Annotated in this window: 13 protein-coding genes; 9 read left to right on the top strand and 4 right to left on the bottom strand. The window is 63.5% G+C overall.

The window, feature by feature from the left end; translation table 11 throughout:
* The first annotated feature begins 63 nt into the window (after positions 1 to 63).
* The 7 genes from lon to AC56PL_RS12060 all read left to right on the top strand — a co-directional run bounded on the left by lon (position 64) and on the right by AC56PL_RS12060 (position 9,044).
* The gene (gene lon, locus AC56PL_RS12090) at positions 64 to 2,424 is read left to right on the top strand and encodes an endopeptidase La (RefSeq protein ID WP_497153960.1); all 2,361 of its coding nucleotides are present in this window, start codon (positions 64 to 66) and stop codon (positions 2,422 to 2,424) included.
* 388 nt (positions 2,425 to 2,812) lie between these two features.
* Entirely contained in the window at positions 2,813 to 4,093 is a 1,281-nt protein-coding gene (gene urtA, locus AC56PL_RS12085) for an urea ABC transporter substrate-binding protein (RefSeq protein ID WP_495513920.1), read from the top strand.
* A gap of 58 nt (positions 4,094 to 4,151) precedes the next feature.
* Positions 4,152 to 5,039 carry an urea ABC transporter permease subunit UrtB gene (gene urtB / locus AC56PL_RS12080; protein ID WP_495513919.1) on the top strand — a complete coding sequence of 296 codons (888 nt, stop codon included), beginning with the start codon at positions 4,152 to 4,154 and terminating at the stop codon, positions 5,037 to 5,039.
* Positions 5,036 to 6,154, top strand: coding sequence for an urea ABC transporter permease subunit UrtC (urtC, locus tag AC56PL_RS12075; protein ID WP_497153959.1), 1,119 nt, complete (start codon positions 5,036 to 5,038; stop codon positions 6,152 to 6,154). The genes urtB and urtC overlap by 4 nt, the downstream gene beginning before the upstream one ends.
* Entirely contained in the window at positions 6,151 to 6,999 is an 849-nt protein-coding gene (urtD, locus tag AC56PL_RS12070; RefSeq protein ID WP_495513917.1) for an urea ABC transporter ATP-binding protein UrtD, read from the top strand. The genes urtC and urtD overlap by 4 nt, the downstream gene beginning before the upstream one ends.
* Complete coding sequence (gene urtE, locus AC56PL_RS12065; protein WP_482136485.1) at positions 6,999 to 7,691, top strand: urea ABC transporter ATP-binding subunit UrtE; 693 nt, start codon at positions 6,999 to 7,001, stop codon at positions 7,689 to 7,691. The genes urtD and urtE overlap by 1 nt, the downstream gene beginning before the upstream one ends.
* A 150-nt stretch (positions 7,692 to 7,841) precedes the next feature.
* Positions 7,842 to 9,044 carry an MFS transporter gene (locus tag AC56PL_RS12060; protein ID WP_497153958.1) on the top strand — a complete coding sequence of 401 codons (1,203 nt, stop codon included), beginning with the start codon at positions 7,842 to 7,844 and terminating at the stop codon, positions 9,042 to 9,044.
* A 52-nt stretch (positions 9,045 to 9,096) separates the two neighbouring features.
* Here the strand turns inward: AC56PL_RS12060 and AC56PL_RS12055 are convergent, their stop codons facing one another.
* Positions 9,097 to 11,055 (bottom strand): AfsR/SARP family transcriptional regulator, encoded by a 1,959-nt coding sequence (locus AC56PL_RS12055; RefSeq protein ID WP_497153957.1) that lies wholly within the window; start codon positions 11,053 to 11,055, stop codon positions 9,097 to 9,099.
* A gap of 72 nt (positions 11,056 to 11,127) precedes the next feature.
* Here AC56PL_RS12055 and AC56PL_RS12050 point away from each other — a divergent pair, with 72 nt between their 5' ends.
* Both AC56PL_RS12050 and AC56PL_RS12045 read left to right on the top strand, forming a co-directional pair.
* Entirely contained in the window at positions 11,128 to 12,009 is an 882-nt protein-coding gene (locus AC56PL_RS12050) for an alpha/beta fold hydrolase (RefSeq protein WP_497153956.1), read from the top strand.
* Positions 12,010 to 12,085: 76 nt separating this feature from the next.
* Positions 12,086 to 12,355: a DUF4235 domain-containing protein gene (locus AC56PL_RS12045; RefSeq protein ID WP_495513913.1), complete on the top strand. Its 270-nt coding sequence runs from the start codon at positions 12,086 to 12,088 to the stop codon at positions 12,353 to 12,355.
* A gap of 23 nt (positions 12,356 to 12,378) precedes the next feature.
* Here AC56PL_RS12045 and AC56PL_RS12040 read toward each other — a convergent pair whose 3' ends face one another.
* The 3 genes from AC56PL_RS12040 to AC56PL_RS12030 all read right to left on the bottom strand — a co-directional run bounded on the left by AC56PL_RS12040 (position 12,379) and on the right by AC56PL_RS12030 (position 15,791).
* Positions 12,379 to 13,017: a maleylpyruvate isomerase family mycothiol-dependent enzyme gene (locus AC56PL_RS12040; RefSeq protein WP_497153955.1), complete on the bottom strand. Its 639-nt coding sequence runs from the start codon at positions 13,015 to 13,017 to the stop codon at positions 12,379 to 12,381.
* 98 nt (positions 13,018 to 13,115) lie between these two features.
* A complete protein-coding gene (locus AC56PL_RS12035) occupies positions 13,116 to 13,961 on the bottom strand; it encodes a DUF8686 domain-containing protein (RefSeq protein ID WP_497153954.1) in 846 nt (281 codons plus the stop codon).
* A gap of 93 nt (positions 13,962 to 14,054) precedes the next feature.
* On the bottom strand, positions 14,055 to 15,791 hold the full coding sequence (locus AC56PL_RS12030) for an ATP-binding cassette domain-containing protein (RefSeq protein WP_497153953.1): 1,737 nt from the start codon (positions 15,789 to 15,791) through the stop codon (positions 14,055 to 14,057).
* Between the last annotated feature and the right edge of the window lie 10 nt (positions 15,792 to 15,801).

Genomic DNA, 15,801 nt, shown 5'->3' with positions numbered 1-15,801 from the left:
ACCTGCGGGAACAACGCTCCTGAATTCGAAGTTGAGCCCTATGAACTTAACTTTGGAGGTCACATGTCCGAACTCAATCGCTTGCCGGTGTTGTTCCTGACCGAGCCTGTTCTCCTGCCTGGGATGGTCGTGCCGGTCGAGCTGGATGACGCCGCTCGAGCTGCGGTCGACGCTGCGAAAGCCAGTGATCCGGAGACGAACGCGAAGCCGGAGCTCGACCACTACGCCGGCAAACTACTGGTCGCCCCACGCCTGGACGACCGCTATCCCGCCTACGGTGTCGTTGCCTCGATCGTCCAGCTCGGCCGGATGGCCGACGGCCGATCGGGCGCCGTGCTGAGAGGTGAATCCCGCGCGCACATCGGCTCGGGCACCACCGGCCCCGGCGCTGCGCTCTGGGTCGAGGTGGAGCCTGTTGACGAACCCGACGTCACCGACGACGTCCGTGAACTGGCCACCGAATACAAACAACTGGTGCTCGCGATGCTGCAGCGCCGCGAGGCCTGGCAGGTCATCGACTCGGTCAACAAGCTGACCGATCCTTCGGCGCTCGCCGACACCGCGGGCTACGCGTCGTATCTGACCGACGTCCAGAAGCGTGAACTGCTGGAGACCCCCGACGTGGGGATCCGCCTGCGTACCCTGATCACCTGGACCCGCGACCATCTGGCCGAGGTAGAGGTCAACGACAAGATCGCCGGCGACGTCCGCGACGGCATGGAGAAGACACAGAAGGAATTCCTGCTGCGTCAGCAACTGGCCGCCATCCGCAAGGAACTCGGCGAGGATGAGCCGGACGGCAGCGACGACTACCGCGCCCGTGTCGAATCCGCAGAATTGCCCGACAACGTCCGCGAAGCTGCGATGCGCGAAGTCGGCAAACTCGAACGGGCCAGCGACCAGAGTCCCGAATCAGGTTGGATCCGAACGTGGTTGGACACCGTCCTCGATCTACCCTGGAACGTCACCACCACTGATTCCACCGACATCAAGGGCGCTCGGGCGGTCCTCGACGCCGATCACCACGGACTGGACGACGTGAAAGACCGCATCGTCGAGTACCTCGCGGTGCGGGCCCGCCGGGCCGATCGTGGCCTGCAGGTCGTCGGCGGCCGCGGTTCCGGAGCCGTGATGGTGTTGGCCGGACCTCCCGGGGTCGGCAAGACATCGCTGGGCGAGAGTGTGGCACGGGCGCTGGGCCGCAAGTTCGTTCGTGTCGCCCTCGGTGGCGTCCGCGACGAGGCCGAGATCCGCGGCCACCGGCGCACCTACGTCGGCGCACTGCCGGGCCGTATCGTCCGGGCCATCGGTGAGGCGGGATCGATGAATCCTGTTGTACTGCTTGATGAGATCGACAAGGTCGGCGCCGACTACCGTGGCGACCCCAGCGCAGCCCTACTCGAGGTGCTCGATCCGGCGCAGAACCACACGTTCCGTGACCACTACCTCGACCTGGACCTCGACCTGTCCGATGTCGTGTTCCTGGCCACAGCCAACGTCATCGAACAGATCCCGTCGGCGCTGCTCGACCGGATGGAACTCGTGACCATCGACGGCTACACCGAGGACGACAAGGTGGTCATCGCGCGTGACTACCTGCTGCCCCGGCAGCAGGACCGCGCCGCCATCACCGGCGACGAGGTGGAGGTCACCGACGCCGCGCTCCGCAAGATCGCGGCCGACTACACCCGGGAACCGGGAGTCCGCCAGTTCGAGCGTCTCCTCGCCAAGCTGCTCCGCAAAGTGACGACGGAACTCACCGCCGCGGGCAACACCGACAAGGTGCTGGTGGATGAGCCCGATTTGGTCGGGTACCTCGGACGACCCCGGTTCACCCCGGACGCCGAGGAACGCACCGCGGTGCCCGGTGTGGCGACCGGACTCGCGGTCACCGGCCTCGGCGGTGACGTCCTCTATATAGAGGCCGGATCCACCGACGGTGAAGGTCTCGTGCTCACCGGACAACTGGGCGACGTGATGAAGGAGTCCGCACAGATCGCGCTGAGCTACGTCCGTTCGCACGCAGCCGAGTTCGGCATCGATCCGGAGGCACTGGAACGGAGCATCCATGTACACGTGCCGGCAGGTGCCACTCCCAAGGACGGACCGTCCGCGGGTGTCACGATGGTGACGGCGCTCGTGTCGATGGCAACGGGCCGCAATGTTCGCGCAGACGTCGCGATGACCGGTGAGGTCACACTCAACGGCCGGGTCCTGCCTATCGGCGGGGTGAAGCAAAAGCTTCTCGCTGCGGCCCGCTCGGGAATGAGCACCGTATTCATCCCGCAACGCAACGAGCCCGATCTCGACGACGTGCCGACCGAAGTTCTCGAAGCACTGACTGTGCTCCCGATGACCGATGTGGCACAGATAGTTGCCCAGGCACTCGAGCCGATCTCCGAAGGCGCGACCGCCGCCGCCTGATCACCCCGATCTGAAGCCCACCCGCACCTGGTTGCGGGTGGGCTTCTTTGTGTCCGACGCATCGCGAATTACTTAGCTTGGCTACAGAGATAAGCCGAAAACAATTGCCTGCTAGCTGCTTTCGCAAAGCATCTACAACACAGCGCATTCCACACGCCGTACGCGTAGTGACTCACATCACATCAACGGCTCCCACCACCGAAGACGCGCAAATTTCGTAAATCGGAAATCGGTTTGTCACGTCAAGACACCTCGATGAAACAAACCCTACCTATTTTTATGCAGGTACACGGAACCGTATACGCGCAGTTCTGGGTCTGAGCGCTGCTTGCAGACCTCCTCTTTCGGTGCAAATTCTCGTGCAACGCAACACAAGTGAAAGGCCGCTATGCCGCAATCCGATGCTGTTTCCCAGAGGTCCCGGTTCCGCCGGTCCGCCCTCGTCGCCCCTGCCGCACTCGCAGCAGTTGCCCTCGCCCTCAGTGCCTGTGGCAGCTCGGCCAGTGATGAGTCCACCACCTCGGCCACTTCGTGTGTCGACACCTCTGGCAGCACAATCAAGGTCGGCTCTCTCAACTCGCTGTCCGGTACCATGGCGATTTCCGAAGTCACCGTTCGTGATTCGATCGCACTGGCGGTCGATGAGATCAACGCCTCCGGCGGTGTGCTGGGCAAACAGATCCAGCTCGTCGGTGAAGACGGCGCCTCTGAGCCGACAATCTTTGCCGAAAAGGCCGAGAAGCTGATCAGTAGTGACTGTGTTGCAACAGTTTTCGGTGGCTGGACCTCCTCCAGCCGCAAGGCGATGCTCCCGGTCTTCGAAGACAACAACGCACTGCTCTACTACCCGGTGCAGTATGAGGGCCTCGAGTCCTCGCCAAACATCTTCTACACCGGCGCCACCACCAACCAGCAGATCGTCCCGGCTCTGGACTACCTGAAGGAAAAGGGCGTCAAGTCCCTCTACCTCGTCGGCAGCGACTACGTCTTCCCGCAGACGGCCAACCGCATCATCAAGGCCTACGCAGAAGCCAACGGCATGGAGATCAAGGGCGAGGACTACACGCCGCTGGGCTCCACCGACTTCTCGACAATCGTCAACAAGGTTCGCTCCGCTGACGCCGACGCCGTCTTCAACACCCTCAACGGCGACTCCAACGTGGCGTTCTTCCGTGAGTACAACAACGTCGGCCTGACCGCCGCGGACATGCCGGTCGTCTCTGTCTCGATCGCCGAGGAAGAGGTCGGCGGAATCGGTGTACAGAACATCGACGGCCAGTTGACGGCCTGGAACTACTACCAGACCATCGACACCCCGGTGAACAACGCGTTTGTCGCCGCATACAAGGCGAAGTACGGCGCCAACAAGCCCACCTCTGATCCGATGGAAGCCGCGTACGTCTCGGTCTACCTGTGGAAGAACACCGTCGAGAAGGCGAATTCTTTTGAGGTGGCAGCTATTCAGGAAGCCGCAGGCGGCGTCACCTTCGACGCACCCGAGGGCCCGGTCACCATCGACGGCGAGAACAACCACATCACCAAGACCGCACGTATCGGTGAGATCCGTTCCGACGGTCTGATTTACACGATCTGGGAGTCACCGGCACCCATAGAGCCCGATCCGTACCTCGAGGGGTACCCCTGGGCCGAGGGCCTGAGCGCCAAGTAGTTCAGCTCGACAGCGACGACGGAAGCCGGCAAAAAGTGATCGGGAAGGAACAGCCCTCGTGGATGTGCTGATAGGACAGACGTTTACCGGACTCAGTCTGGGGTCGATCCTGCTACTCGCAGCATTGGGACTCTCATTGACCTTTGGTCAGATGGGCGTCATCAACATGGCTCATGGTGCGTTCATCATGACCGGTTCGTACACCGCCTATGTGGTGCAGGAACACGTGGTGGCCAATACCAATGTCTCCCTGATCGTTTCACTCTTTGTCGGCTTCCTCGTCGGCGGGCTGATGGGTGTACTCCTCGAAGTCACACTCATCCAGCGCATGTATCACCGGCCGCTCGACACCCTGCTGGTCACATTCGGTGTTGGCCTGGTCCTGCAACAGGCTGCCCGCGACATCTTCGGCGCACCGGCAGTGAACGTGGTCGGCCCGGAATGGCTCAGCGGTGGTGTCGACATCTTCGGCGCAGTCGTGCCGAAGAGCCGCATCTTCATCATGATCCTCGCCGTCGTCTGTGTGGTGGCTCTGGCGGCAACCATGAAGTACACACCCATGGGCCGGCGGATCCGGGCTGTGGTGCAGCACCGCGAACTCGCAGAGACAAGCGGGATATCAAGTCGCAAAACAGATATCACCACCTTCTTCATCGGTTCAGGCCTGGCAGGAATCGCCGGTGTGGCACTGACACTGATCGGCTCCACCAGCTCCAACACCGGAACCACCTACCTGATCGACGCCTTCCTGGTGGTTGTGATCGGCGGCCTCGGACAGATCAAGGGCGCAGTCATCGCGGCCGTGTCGCTCGGTCTGCTCAATTCATTCATCGAATACAACACCACCGCCTCGGTGGCCAAGGTGATCGTCTTCGTCCTCATCGTGGTCTTCCTGCAGATCCGGCCGCAGGGACTGTTCACCGTCAAGACGAGGAGCCTGGTATGAAACAGTTCTTATCCTCACGCTGGCAGGCTTACTCCGGCTTTGCGATCGCCGCAGTCATCCTCTTTGCCGTCGCCCCCGCCATACTGAGCGACTTCCGGCTCAACCTGCTCGGCAAGTTCCTCTGCTTCGGCATCGTGGCCGTGGGTATCGGATTGGCCTGGGGCCGTGGCGGAATGCTCGTCCTGGGCCAAGGTGTGTTCTTCGGCCTTGGCGCCTACATCATGGCCATGCACCTCAAGATCTCGGACGCAGAGCTCCGGGGTGACGACGTTCCCGACTTCATGCAGATCGCAGGCAAGACCGAACTGCCCGCGTATTGGCAGCCGTTCGCCTCACCGGTCGTCACGATTCTGGGCATCCTGTTCATCCCGGCCGGTGTGGCACTGATCCTCGGCCTGGGAATCTTCAAACGCCGCGTCAAGGGTGCGTACTTCGCCATCCTGTCGCAGGCTCTCGCGGCCGCGTTCGCCATCCTGCTCATCGGCCAGCAGAGCACCGGCGGCAGCAACGGGCTCAACCGCTTCCGTAGCTTCTTCGGTCTGGCACTGAATGATCCGGCCAACAAGCGACTCCTGTTCTTCATCGCCGCAGCAACATTGCTGATCGTTGTCGCACTGACCCGCCAGCTGATGTACAGCCGCTACGGCGAACTGCTGGTTGCCGTCCGCGACCAGGAAGAGCGCGTCCGTTTCCTCGGCTACGACCCCGCCAACATCAAGCTCGTGGCGTACACCGTTGCCGCACTGTTCGCGAGTATCGCCGGCGCACTGTTCGTTCCGATCGTCGGCATCATCTCGCCCGCGGACGTCGGTATCGTGCCGTCGATCGCATTCCTGATCGGTGTCGCCATCGGTGGGCGCACCACGCTGCTCGGTCCGGTCCTGGGCGCCATCGGTGTTGCGTGGGCTCAGACCAACCTGTCAGAGAACTTCCCGTCCGGCTGGGTCTACGCCCAGGGTCTGCTCTTCATCGTCGTGGTCGGCTTCTTCCCCGCCGGATTGGCCGGGCTCGGAGCCCTCGCCAAGTGGCGTCGCAAGAAGACCGAATCCGAGCCACCCGAATCTGATCCCGATCCAGACAAGGCGGACGTGACACCAGTGGGAGCTTCCTCATGAGCGCAAATGAAACCCCGGTTGTGGAGAAAGAACCCGAACTCGGCGGCAACGCCGGTATGTCGAGCGACTACCTCCAGGTCCGTGGCCTATCGGTCAGCTTCGACGGCTTCAAGGCCGTCAGTGACGTGGATCTGACTTTGCTGCAGGGTGATCTACGGTTTCTCATCGGCCCCAACGGCGCAGGCAAGACCACCGTCATCGACGCCATCACCGGCTTGGTCCCCGCGACCGGATCGATCCAGAAGTCAGGTGTCGAGCTGGTCGGCAAGAAGGTGCACCGCATCGCCCGCCTGGGTGTTGGCCGAACCTTCCAGACCGCCAGCGTCTTCGAAGAGCTCACCGTCCTACAGAACCTCGACATCGCCGCCGGCGCCGGACGCGGTCCACTGACCCTGCTGCGTCGGCGGTCCGGGATTCTGCCCGAGATCGAAGAAGCACTCGAGACGATCGGCTTGCAGCACCTCAAGGACTCCCCCGCCGGGATTCTTGCCCACGGGCAGAAGCAGTGGCTCGAGATCGGGATGTTGCTGGTACAGAACGCATCTGTGCTCCTTCTCGATGAGCCGGTCGCCGGCATGAGTCACGAGGAACGCGAAGAGACCGGACAACTGTTGCGCCGCATCGGTGGACAGCGCACCGTGGTGGTGGTCGAACACGACATGGAGTTCATGCGCTCGTTCGCCACCTCGGTGACCGTGCTCGCCCGCGGCAAGGTCATCGCCGAAGGCTCTGTCGCCGACGTTCAGGCCAACCCACAAGTCCAGGAGGTCTATCTCGGTACCGCGGCCGGCGGCACCGAGATCGAAGAAGTCGCCGCCGCCGCAGAATCCGAAGGGGCACTCTGATGCTCGAATTGATCGATGTCCGTACCGGTTACGGCCGCACCGAGGTAGTCCACGGCGCCAGTATCGAAGTACCCACCGACGGTGTCGCCGCGGTGATGGGGCACAACGGGGCGGGCAAGACCACCCTGCTGCGTGCAGCGGTCGGCCTGTTGAAGGTCACCAAGGGCACCGTGAAATTCAACGGCACCGACATCACCTCGATGCGTCCGAGCGCACGGGTGGCCCGGGGATTGGCCTATGTCCCACAGGGCCAGCAGAGTTTCGGCTACCTGACCACCGCAGAGAATCTTCAGGTTGTCGCCGACGGCCGCAAGCGCGGCAAAGAACTCGTCGCCGAGGCATTGGACTTGTTCCCCGCTCTGACAGAACTCCTGACCCGCCGGGCCGGACTGCTCTCGGGTGGTCAGCGCCAGCAGTTGGCCATCGCGCGAGCCCTGATCACGGAACCGAAGATGCTGATCCTCGACGAACCCACCGAGGGCATCCAGCCGTCGGTTGTCGCCGAGATCGAGAACACCATCACCGCCCTCACCCAACGCGGTGACATGGGAGTTCTGTTGGTGGAGCAGCAGATCGGATTCGCGCTCGAAGCCGCCGATCGGTACTACATCCTCGAAGGCGGTCGAATCACCTCATCCGGCGCAGGCGGCGCCGACGCCGAAGCCGGTGTCCGCGAGGCGATGACCATTTGACCGGAATCGCTCTCGGATGGCGATATGTGCACTGCGCCAGTATCTTTAGCTGATGAAAGGGAAACCTGCGGCCGGGGAGCACGAATCACGTTTCAGTGCACCAAGAGTCAGTGGAACACCGGTGGCGCTGGGCGCTCTCCTGAGCCCGGCATGACGATAGAGAAGTCCGCGATCCCGGGGGAACGCACCCGAATCGGTCTGGCCACAGCGGCATTGGCCGCCGGAACCTTCGTCATCGGTATGACGGAGTTCATCACCATGGGGCTGCTCCCAGAAATCGCAGCCTCGATGGACCGCTCGGTCGCCGAGACCGGGCGCATCATCACCACCTATGCCTGCGGAGTTCTGGTCGGTGTTCCCCTGATCGTCGCGGCGACAACCCATCTGCCGCGTCGGACACTGACCATCGGATTGGTCCTTGCCCTCGGCGTGGGCAACCTGCTGACCGCACTGGCCACGAACTTCGAGACCTTGCACGTGGCGCGGTTCCTGGCCGGGCTGCCACACGCCGCGTACTTCGGAGCCGCACAAGTGCTGGCATCGACGTTGGTGGCACCGATCCGGCAGGGGAGGGCGGTCGCATACGTCGGGTTGGGCCTGACACTGTCGTCCATCACCGCGGTCCCGGCCGGCACCTGGCTCGGGCAGGTCACGAACTGGCGGGTTCCCTTTCTGGCGATCTTTGTGCTGAGCCTGGTTGCCGCCGCGGCGATCTGGGCGTTTGTACCGATGTCCCCCGGCGACAAGACCCTCAATGTGCGTGCGGAGTTCAGCGCACTGCGGCGGTCCCAGGTGGTCTTCGGCGCGGTGGGCGCGCTCCTGACCTCGAGTGGCGTCTTCGTCATGTACGCCTACATCGCGCCGCTGGTCACCGACTCCGCGAACTTGTCGGAGGGTTCGGTACCGGTGGCGATGCTGCTGTGGGGACTCGGTTCGGTGCTCGGCGGCCTCGTTGCCGGACGCATCATCGAATCCGGGGCGATCAGGGTGATTGTCGTGGGGAATCTGGTGACGATCGGCCTACTGGTGGGGATCACTCTGGTGACGCGCACGTCGTTGGCGCTGTTCCTGCTCATCTTCCTGGTGGGCCTGCTCGGCCCACCTACCGGACTCGGCTTCATCGTGCACGTCATGCGTGCGGCCGGGCGGGCCCAACTACTGGCCACCGCCCTCACCAGTGCATCGTTCAACGCGTCCAACGGTCTTGGCGCACTGATCGGTTCGATTGCTGTGATGCGTGGGATGGACTACGGATCGACCGGGGCGTTGGGCGCGGGGGTGACACTGTTCGGTCTGGCGACCTTCTGTTTGGGCTTGCTGTTTGTTCATCGTGCGGCGCCGGTGCGATCGTGAACCACCCGTTTCCCCACCTGGCGGGTCCAGCTCGCGATCCCGTCGGGATCGCTCACGCCGGTGGCATGACGACGGGTAGATGTGCGGTGTCACCGAGGGTGAACATTCCGGTCTCGGATCCGATGGGATGAGACAGGTGCCGGATCCGACCGTCCGCAGATGCCGCGGTTGTGGTGTCGCCCAACCGATGTGCTGCGATCGACAGGAGCGCCCACCGTGTGGTCGCGAGGTGATCGGGAGGTGGTGCCGGTGCCTGCTGAAGCGATGTCAACGCGCGTCGGTGATCGCCGGCGGCATCAGCCGTGATGGGGGTCGTCCACGGCATGTTGGGCCCGAAGTCGACGTCGTCGAACGTGTGGAGACCCGACCCGGTTCGTAGGGCATGGACCAGCGCGATCAACGGGGCCAGCCCACGTGTGATGCCGGGCATTCCGCAGGAGGGCAGCAGGGAGAGCGCTGTGGCGTAGCGTTGCCGGATCTCGGCAGGTGGACCGTCGGTCATATCCGCGCGAATCGCACGGTACCAGGTGGTGAAGAACCCCGCGAGGCTGCGCTCGTGGTATTCGCCGAGCCGGTCCACGGTGGTTGCGTGGTGATCTCCTCGGTCGAAATCGCCTGTACTGGCGCTTGTTTGGAGGCAGATCAAATGTCCGAGGATCTGGTAGGTCGGCAGGTCATGGTCGGCACCGAGCGCGATGAGTTCGCCGCCGATCGCTTGGCGCTGCTCTATGGAGTCCAAGGTATGGAACGACTGTAGAAACTCGGCGTTGAGCGCGATGCACAGCACGGTGGGATCGCGGAGGTCGCGCGCGATCGCGACCGCACGGTCCGCGGCCTCGGAACCGGCCGGTCCACGGGTACCGCGTGATTCGATGCCGATGAGGGCCAGTAGTCGGGCGCGTTGCGCGGGAGACAGTTCGCCGTCGAGGAGTTCGAGACACCTGCGGGAGGCGGCGACGATCCGGGCTGATCGCGCCGGATCGTCGGAGATGGTCCAGATACCCGGGATCTCGAGGTGGGTGAGAAAGTCCGCGGCCAGGCGGGGATCGTCGCGCGCCGTGAGTTCCGTTGCACCCGTTGAGCGTTCCGTTTGGGCGGTCACCAATCCGTCCGCACCACTGAGTGCCAGGTCGCGCAGCAGGACCGCGGAGCTGAGCACCCGGGATCGGCTGCCTGTGGGCATAAACGCGGTCGCCGAAGACTGCCACGGTCTCCCGGTCTCTTCGGGAAGACCATCACTCTGCAGAAGCTCCCGGCGCACCCGATCCAATTCCACCGATGGGTCCAGACCGAACTCGTCCGCCAAACGTGTGCGTGCGCGGTTCAGCACCGCGAGTCCGTCTTCTGTGCGCCCGGCGGAGTGCAGGGCCGACGCCAGAAGAATCCACGCGCTTTGCCGACTCGGGTGTCGGTCGACATGCGACTGCAACTCGGAGATGGCGAGATCACCTCGGCCTGAATGGATCTGCGCCTGGGCGAGTGCCTCCACTGTCCGGGCGTGTAGTTCGACGAGCCGGGCGTACTCTGCTCCAACCCCCGGTAGATCACGGTGCCCGGCGAACGGCGCCCCACCCCACAGGTCGGTCAGAGCGTCGGGAAGCCTGCTGAGCCGCTGCGCCCATGGCATCGAATCCACCGATGCGGCGAGCTCGGCGAACTCCCATGCGTCGACTCGTGCCGAGTGGTCGAGCCGATAGAAGCGGCCCGAGGTCACCACAAAAGCCGACGGCACTCCGCGGGGCCGCTGCGGTTCGAGTCGGCGGCGGATGTCGGCAACGAAGGTGCGGATCGCGGCGACGGGGTCCCGCGGGCTCTCCGCCTGCCACAACGTCGCGGCCAGATCATCAACAGACACCGCGGCGCCCCGCGCGGCCACCAGCCGGGCCAAGAGCTGCGCCTGACGCCGGCCGCCGAGCTCGATCCGTTCACCGGTCGGTGTGCGCCCACCGACAAACCCCAGGACGCACACCATCTCCGCGGCGGTCGCGGGTAGATCACCGCGAGGACTCATCGGTTACTCATCCGCTCCGCACAGACTCGATCCGAACGACATCACCACTCAACTGTAGGAGACCCGATCGCCATGACCACACCATCCATCGACGGATTCGAATACCACCGCGTCCAGGTCGCACCCGATGTCTCCTTGAACGCCGCCGTCGCAGGTCAGGGCTCACCTGTTGTCCTACTGCACGGATTCCCGCAGACCCATCTGTGCTGGCGTCACGTCGCCCCTGCGCTGGCCGACAACCACACCGTGATCGTTCCTGACCTGCGTGGCTACGGGGACAGCGACAAGCCGGCAGAGACGAGTCCTGACGTTTACAGCAAGCGGACGATGGCAGACGACGTCATCGCGCTGGCCGCACATTTCGGCTTCGACAAGTTCGCACTCGTCGGCCACGACCGCGGCGCACTCGTGGCGATCCGCGCCGGACTCGATCACCCCGACCGCATCACCCATCTGGGCAGCCTCGATGTCCTGCCCACGCTGGACATGTGGGACGTCATGCACGGGGTGTCCGCCGCGGTCGGCTTCCACCTCTATCTCATGGCTCAACCGGCCGGGTTGCCCGAGGCGATGATCCGGGGCAGTGCCGACACCTTCTTCGGCTACTTCCTCGATGCCTGGGGCGCTGATGGACAGGTGATTCCCGCCGATATCCGGGCGCGGTACCTGCAGGCAAGTACCGACGCCATCGATTCGATCGTCGCCGACTATCGCGCGTCAGCAGGCATCGATATCGAACACGACCAGCAGGACCGCGCCGCAGGTCTGACACTGACCATGCCCGTCAGCGTCATTCAGCAGGATTGGGGCACGCAGATGGGTTTCGACGGCGAGCAGATCTGGAAGAGCTGGGCGACCGATCTCGATCACCGCCTCCGGGACTTCGGCCACTTCATGGCCGAACAGTCTCCCGCCGAGGTGGTCTGCGCCATCACCGACCTCCTGAAACGTTAGATCGCGGAAAGGTTTCAACCTTCGCGCAGATCGGTACTCTCTGGTCGTCTGATACGCGTTCGAACAAGGGAAGCAAATGAGCGTCAAGTCCAAAGCCATGTACAAGCCACTGTCGATCGCTACCGGCGTGCTCGGTGGGTTGGCTGCCTCCGCTGCCTTCGGACAGGTGTGGAAACGTCTGGGCCACGACTCGAAGGTCCCTGACCCCAAGGATCTGAGCAGGAGCAACACCGAAGTGCTTGTCGCTGCCGCGCTGCAGGGGCTGATCTTCGGACTGGTGCGCGCGGCCGTGGACCGTGCAGGTGCGCGCAGCTACAAGGCCATGACACACGAGGATCCCGCCTGAGGAAGGCGGCATCGTCCAATCGCTCAGTCGTCGATCAGCGTTGCTGCCCCTGAACCCGAGAGCGCGCCCGTGGGCACCGCCCGGCCCGAGACCGCCAGCAGCAGATCGATCGTCTGACCGCGGACATCGTCCCCGGTATCGAGGCCGTGGACGAACTCGGAGTCGGTTGTGATCAGGCGCAGACCAGACACCCGTTCGCGTCCACCGCCGAAGCCGACCGCGGTGACCGCCTGATAACCCAGGGCATCCACAACGGAGTCCACGGGGTAGTGCGCGTCGATGCCGAGCGGCCGGCGAATGTCCTCGCCATGGACAAACGCTTCGACAAGACGTGTTGCCGGATTGGCCGGCGGCGTCCTGGTCGACTCGGCAACGGCGCGCATTGCCTCGAGCGTGTCGCGGGGGTCATCCCGTTTCTGCCTTGCGATACCGGTGGCATTGTCTCGATCGAAGTCGAAGCGTGCCAGGATCATTCGTCGCGCAAAGCTGGACCTGGTGGTCATCGCCGAGTCGACCAGGTGTGCCAGGACATCGTGCACATCCCAACCCGGACACAACGAGGGCGTCGACCACGCATCAGCGGGTATGCCGCGCAGATCATCGACCAGCTGGACCCGCTCGGCATGCACCACCGGCCACACATCCGAGAACTTGCGTTTCATGCACAAACAGACCGCCGACAGTTCGAAAACTCATCGCGAGGGCGAACAACACCATCCGGCACACAAGGCCCCACCCTGTGGTCAGGCCGAGCCGAGTCTCACGGGGCCTGGCGCCACCAGGCGATCACATACAACGCCATGGCCGAGATCAACCCGGCCACCACCCACAGCACCACGGTGTAGTCGACCCACGATCCGAACGGCGGCGTACCGGGGAAGATGTTGCGCAGGGGGAGGACGGCAAACAACATGACGGCGAACCAGGTGACCATCGGCGGCTGAAACGCCTTGCGCCGGCGCACCGTCTGGATCGCGACGAACAACGTACAGACGGGGAGCACCACCAGCATCGCGCAGAGCGCCAGATCGAAGACGAGGGATCCGGCAGATCTCGACCCCTCGATGATGAATGACTGTCCCGCACCGGGGTCCTCGTCACCAGCGTCGATGTCCCAGCCGCTGAGCGAATCGGTGATCGCGACCTCGGTCTCGAGTGGTTCGCGCTTGTCGCCGATCTCGCTCACGCCGCGCACCACAACAGACTCCGAGGTGTACTCGTCGAAGGGCCAGGTGCGGATGTCGCCGTAGGCATAGAGCGAGACCGCCAGCATCCCCGGCCGTGTCCCACTGGCGAATTCGATCCGCTGATTCGCAACCATCGGTGAGACGTCGATCAGCAGAGCGTCCTTGAGGTTGCCGTCCTCGTCCACCAGATTGCCACCGGGATACACCGACACATGCCCGCCGAACGAATACTCCGCGCCATTCACGGTGTCTATATCGAGATAAACGAGCACGCCATCGGCAGCAGGCTCACGGGTGTCGGGCTGATTGCCGGAACCGCCCAGGGCATACAGGAGCAGAACCGACACGTACACCACCAGCACACCGGCGACGATGGCCAGACCACGCAACATCGCTGACCGCCGTGGGGCACGCGCCATCTGTTCGTCTCCAACCTGTCGTCCTGCCCTGGAGCCGAACTCGACTCCGATCGGACAAACCAGGTCCGGTCGAAGTCGAGTCTGTCAGCAGTTCTACGGGGCCACAAGTTGATTCGCCATATTGCCGGCGAACTCACCGACCTGCGCGAGACGTCCGAAGTCGAGTTTGACCAGTTGATCGGCAAGATCGAAGTAGCGATCGTCATGGGTGATCACCACGACCGTCTTACCTGCCTCCTTGAGGTCGCGCAGGATGCGCCGATAGAAGAACTCCCGGAACTGTGGTTCCTGATCGGCCGCCCATTCGTCGAAGACGTAGATGGGACGATCCTCGAGCAGCGCCGTCACCAGGCTCAGTCGCTTGCGTTGTCCCTGTGACAGATTGATGGTCGACAGCTTGCCGTCGGACACGGTCACCTTGTGGGCGATCTGCAGCTGATGCAGGTAACCGCGCACCTCGTCGTCGATTCCGGGCCGATCGAATCCGAGGTAGTCCTCGAACAGGTGGAAGTCGGTGAAGACAGCCGACACGTTCTGCCGGTACCACTCCACATTGTTGTGGTCGATGGGCTCGCCGTTGAGCACCACCTGTCCGTGGTGAGGTGCGTACAGGCCCGTGATCAGTTTGGCCAGAGTCGATTTGCCGCTCCCGTTGCCACCCACGATGAAGGTGACCTGCCCGGGATCGAGCGTCAGGTCGATGGGTCCGAGGTGAAAACCGGCACCGTCGTCGGGGCCACCCGGAGGTGGACCGGACGGTCGCTGACCCGGCTTGCCCGGTTTCTGGGGTGGCGGGGGAGGACCGGTCAGCTGCTCGCCGTGATAGGCGTAGCCCAGCCCGCGCAGCTCGATCCGGGCGCCTGCGACCACCGGCCGATCGGTGTACGGCAGGTTCGACTCGTCATCGGCCGACATCATCGACAGGTCCATGTCCCTGATCTTCGCCAGCGCCACATCACCGCGGAGGATGTCGGGGATCAGGTGCATCATGTTCTGCATCGGCATCGCCAGGAACGTGGTGATCAGTACGTACCCGATCATGTGCTCATGCGGAATGTCCAGCAGCAGAGCCAAACCGAACAGAATGAACGCCATGGTCGCCAGCTGGCAGAGTTGACCGAAACCCTGGGCGATCGAGAACTTGGCCCCGGCAGAGACGTTCTTGGCACGCAGATCCTCGGCGGTACCGAGCAGATGCCGGTCCATGAAGTCACGACGACGTCCGCGATGCAGCTTGAGTTCCTTGATGCCGAAGGTGACCGACTGGAAAGAGCGCAGCAGGTCGTCCTCACGTTCCCGGGCGTGCTGATAGATGGCCCGCACCCGTCGCAACACCGTCTCCACACACATGATCGCCAGCAGCGTCGATCCCACGGTGATCGCAAATATCGGACCGGAGAGCATCGCCAGGAAGATCAGGCATCCGACGATGGTGGCGGCGTCGATGCAGATGCTCGGAATCGCCGAAACCGCCATCGACAGCGCACGCACGTCCTCGGTGAGTGTTGCGATCAACCGATGCATACCCAGACGTTCGAGTTGTTCGAGCGGAGCCGACACCACGCCGGCGCTGAGCTTCGCCCGCAATCGGTAGATCGCGCTCTGCGCCAAATGGATCAGCACGATCTGGGACAGCAGCCCGGTCACCAGGACGACAATCGCAGTGATGGCGAATCGGATGACCATGTTGTCCGGGTGGGGCGGCGGTGAGACCACGGTGTTGATCTGCGTGACCAGGTACGCGTTGGCCGCACCGCCGATCAAACCGGCGATCACTGCGAATGCGATGCCCTTCCAGGACACGGAGATCAGAAATCTGATGAGCTGCATGATGTTTGAC

It is taken from the genome of Williamsia sp. Y721 (assembly GCF_059683565.1).
The sequence above is the reverse complement of the archived record's forward strand: the minus strand, read 5'-3'. Positions and strand labels throughout refer to the sequence as shown.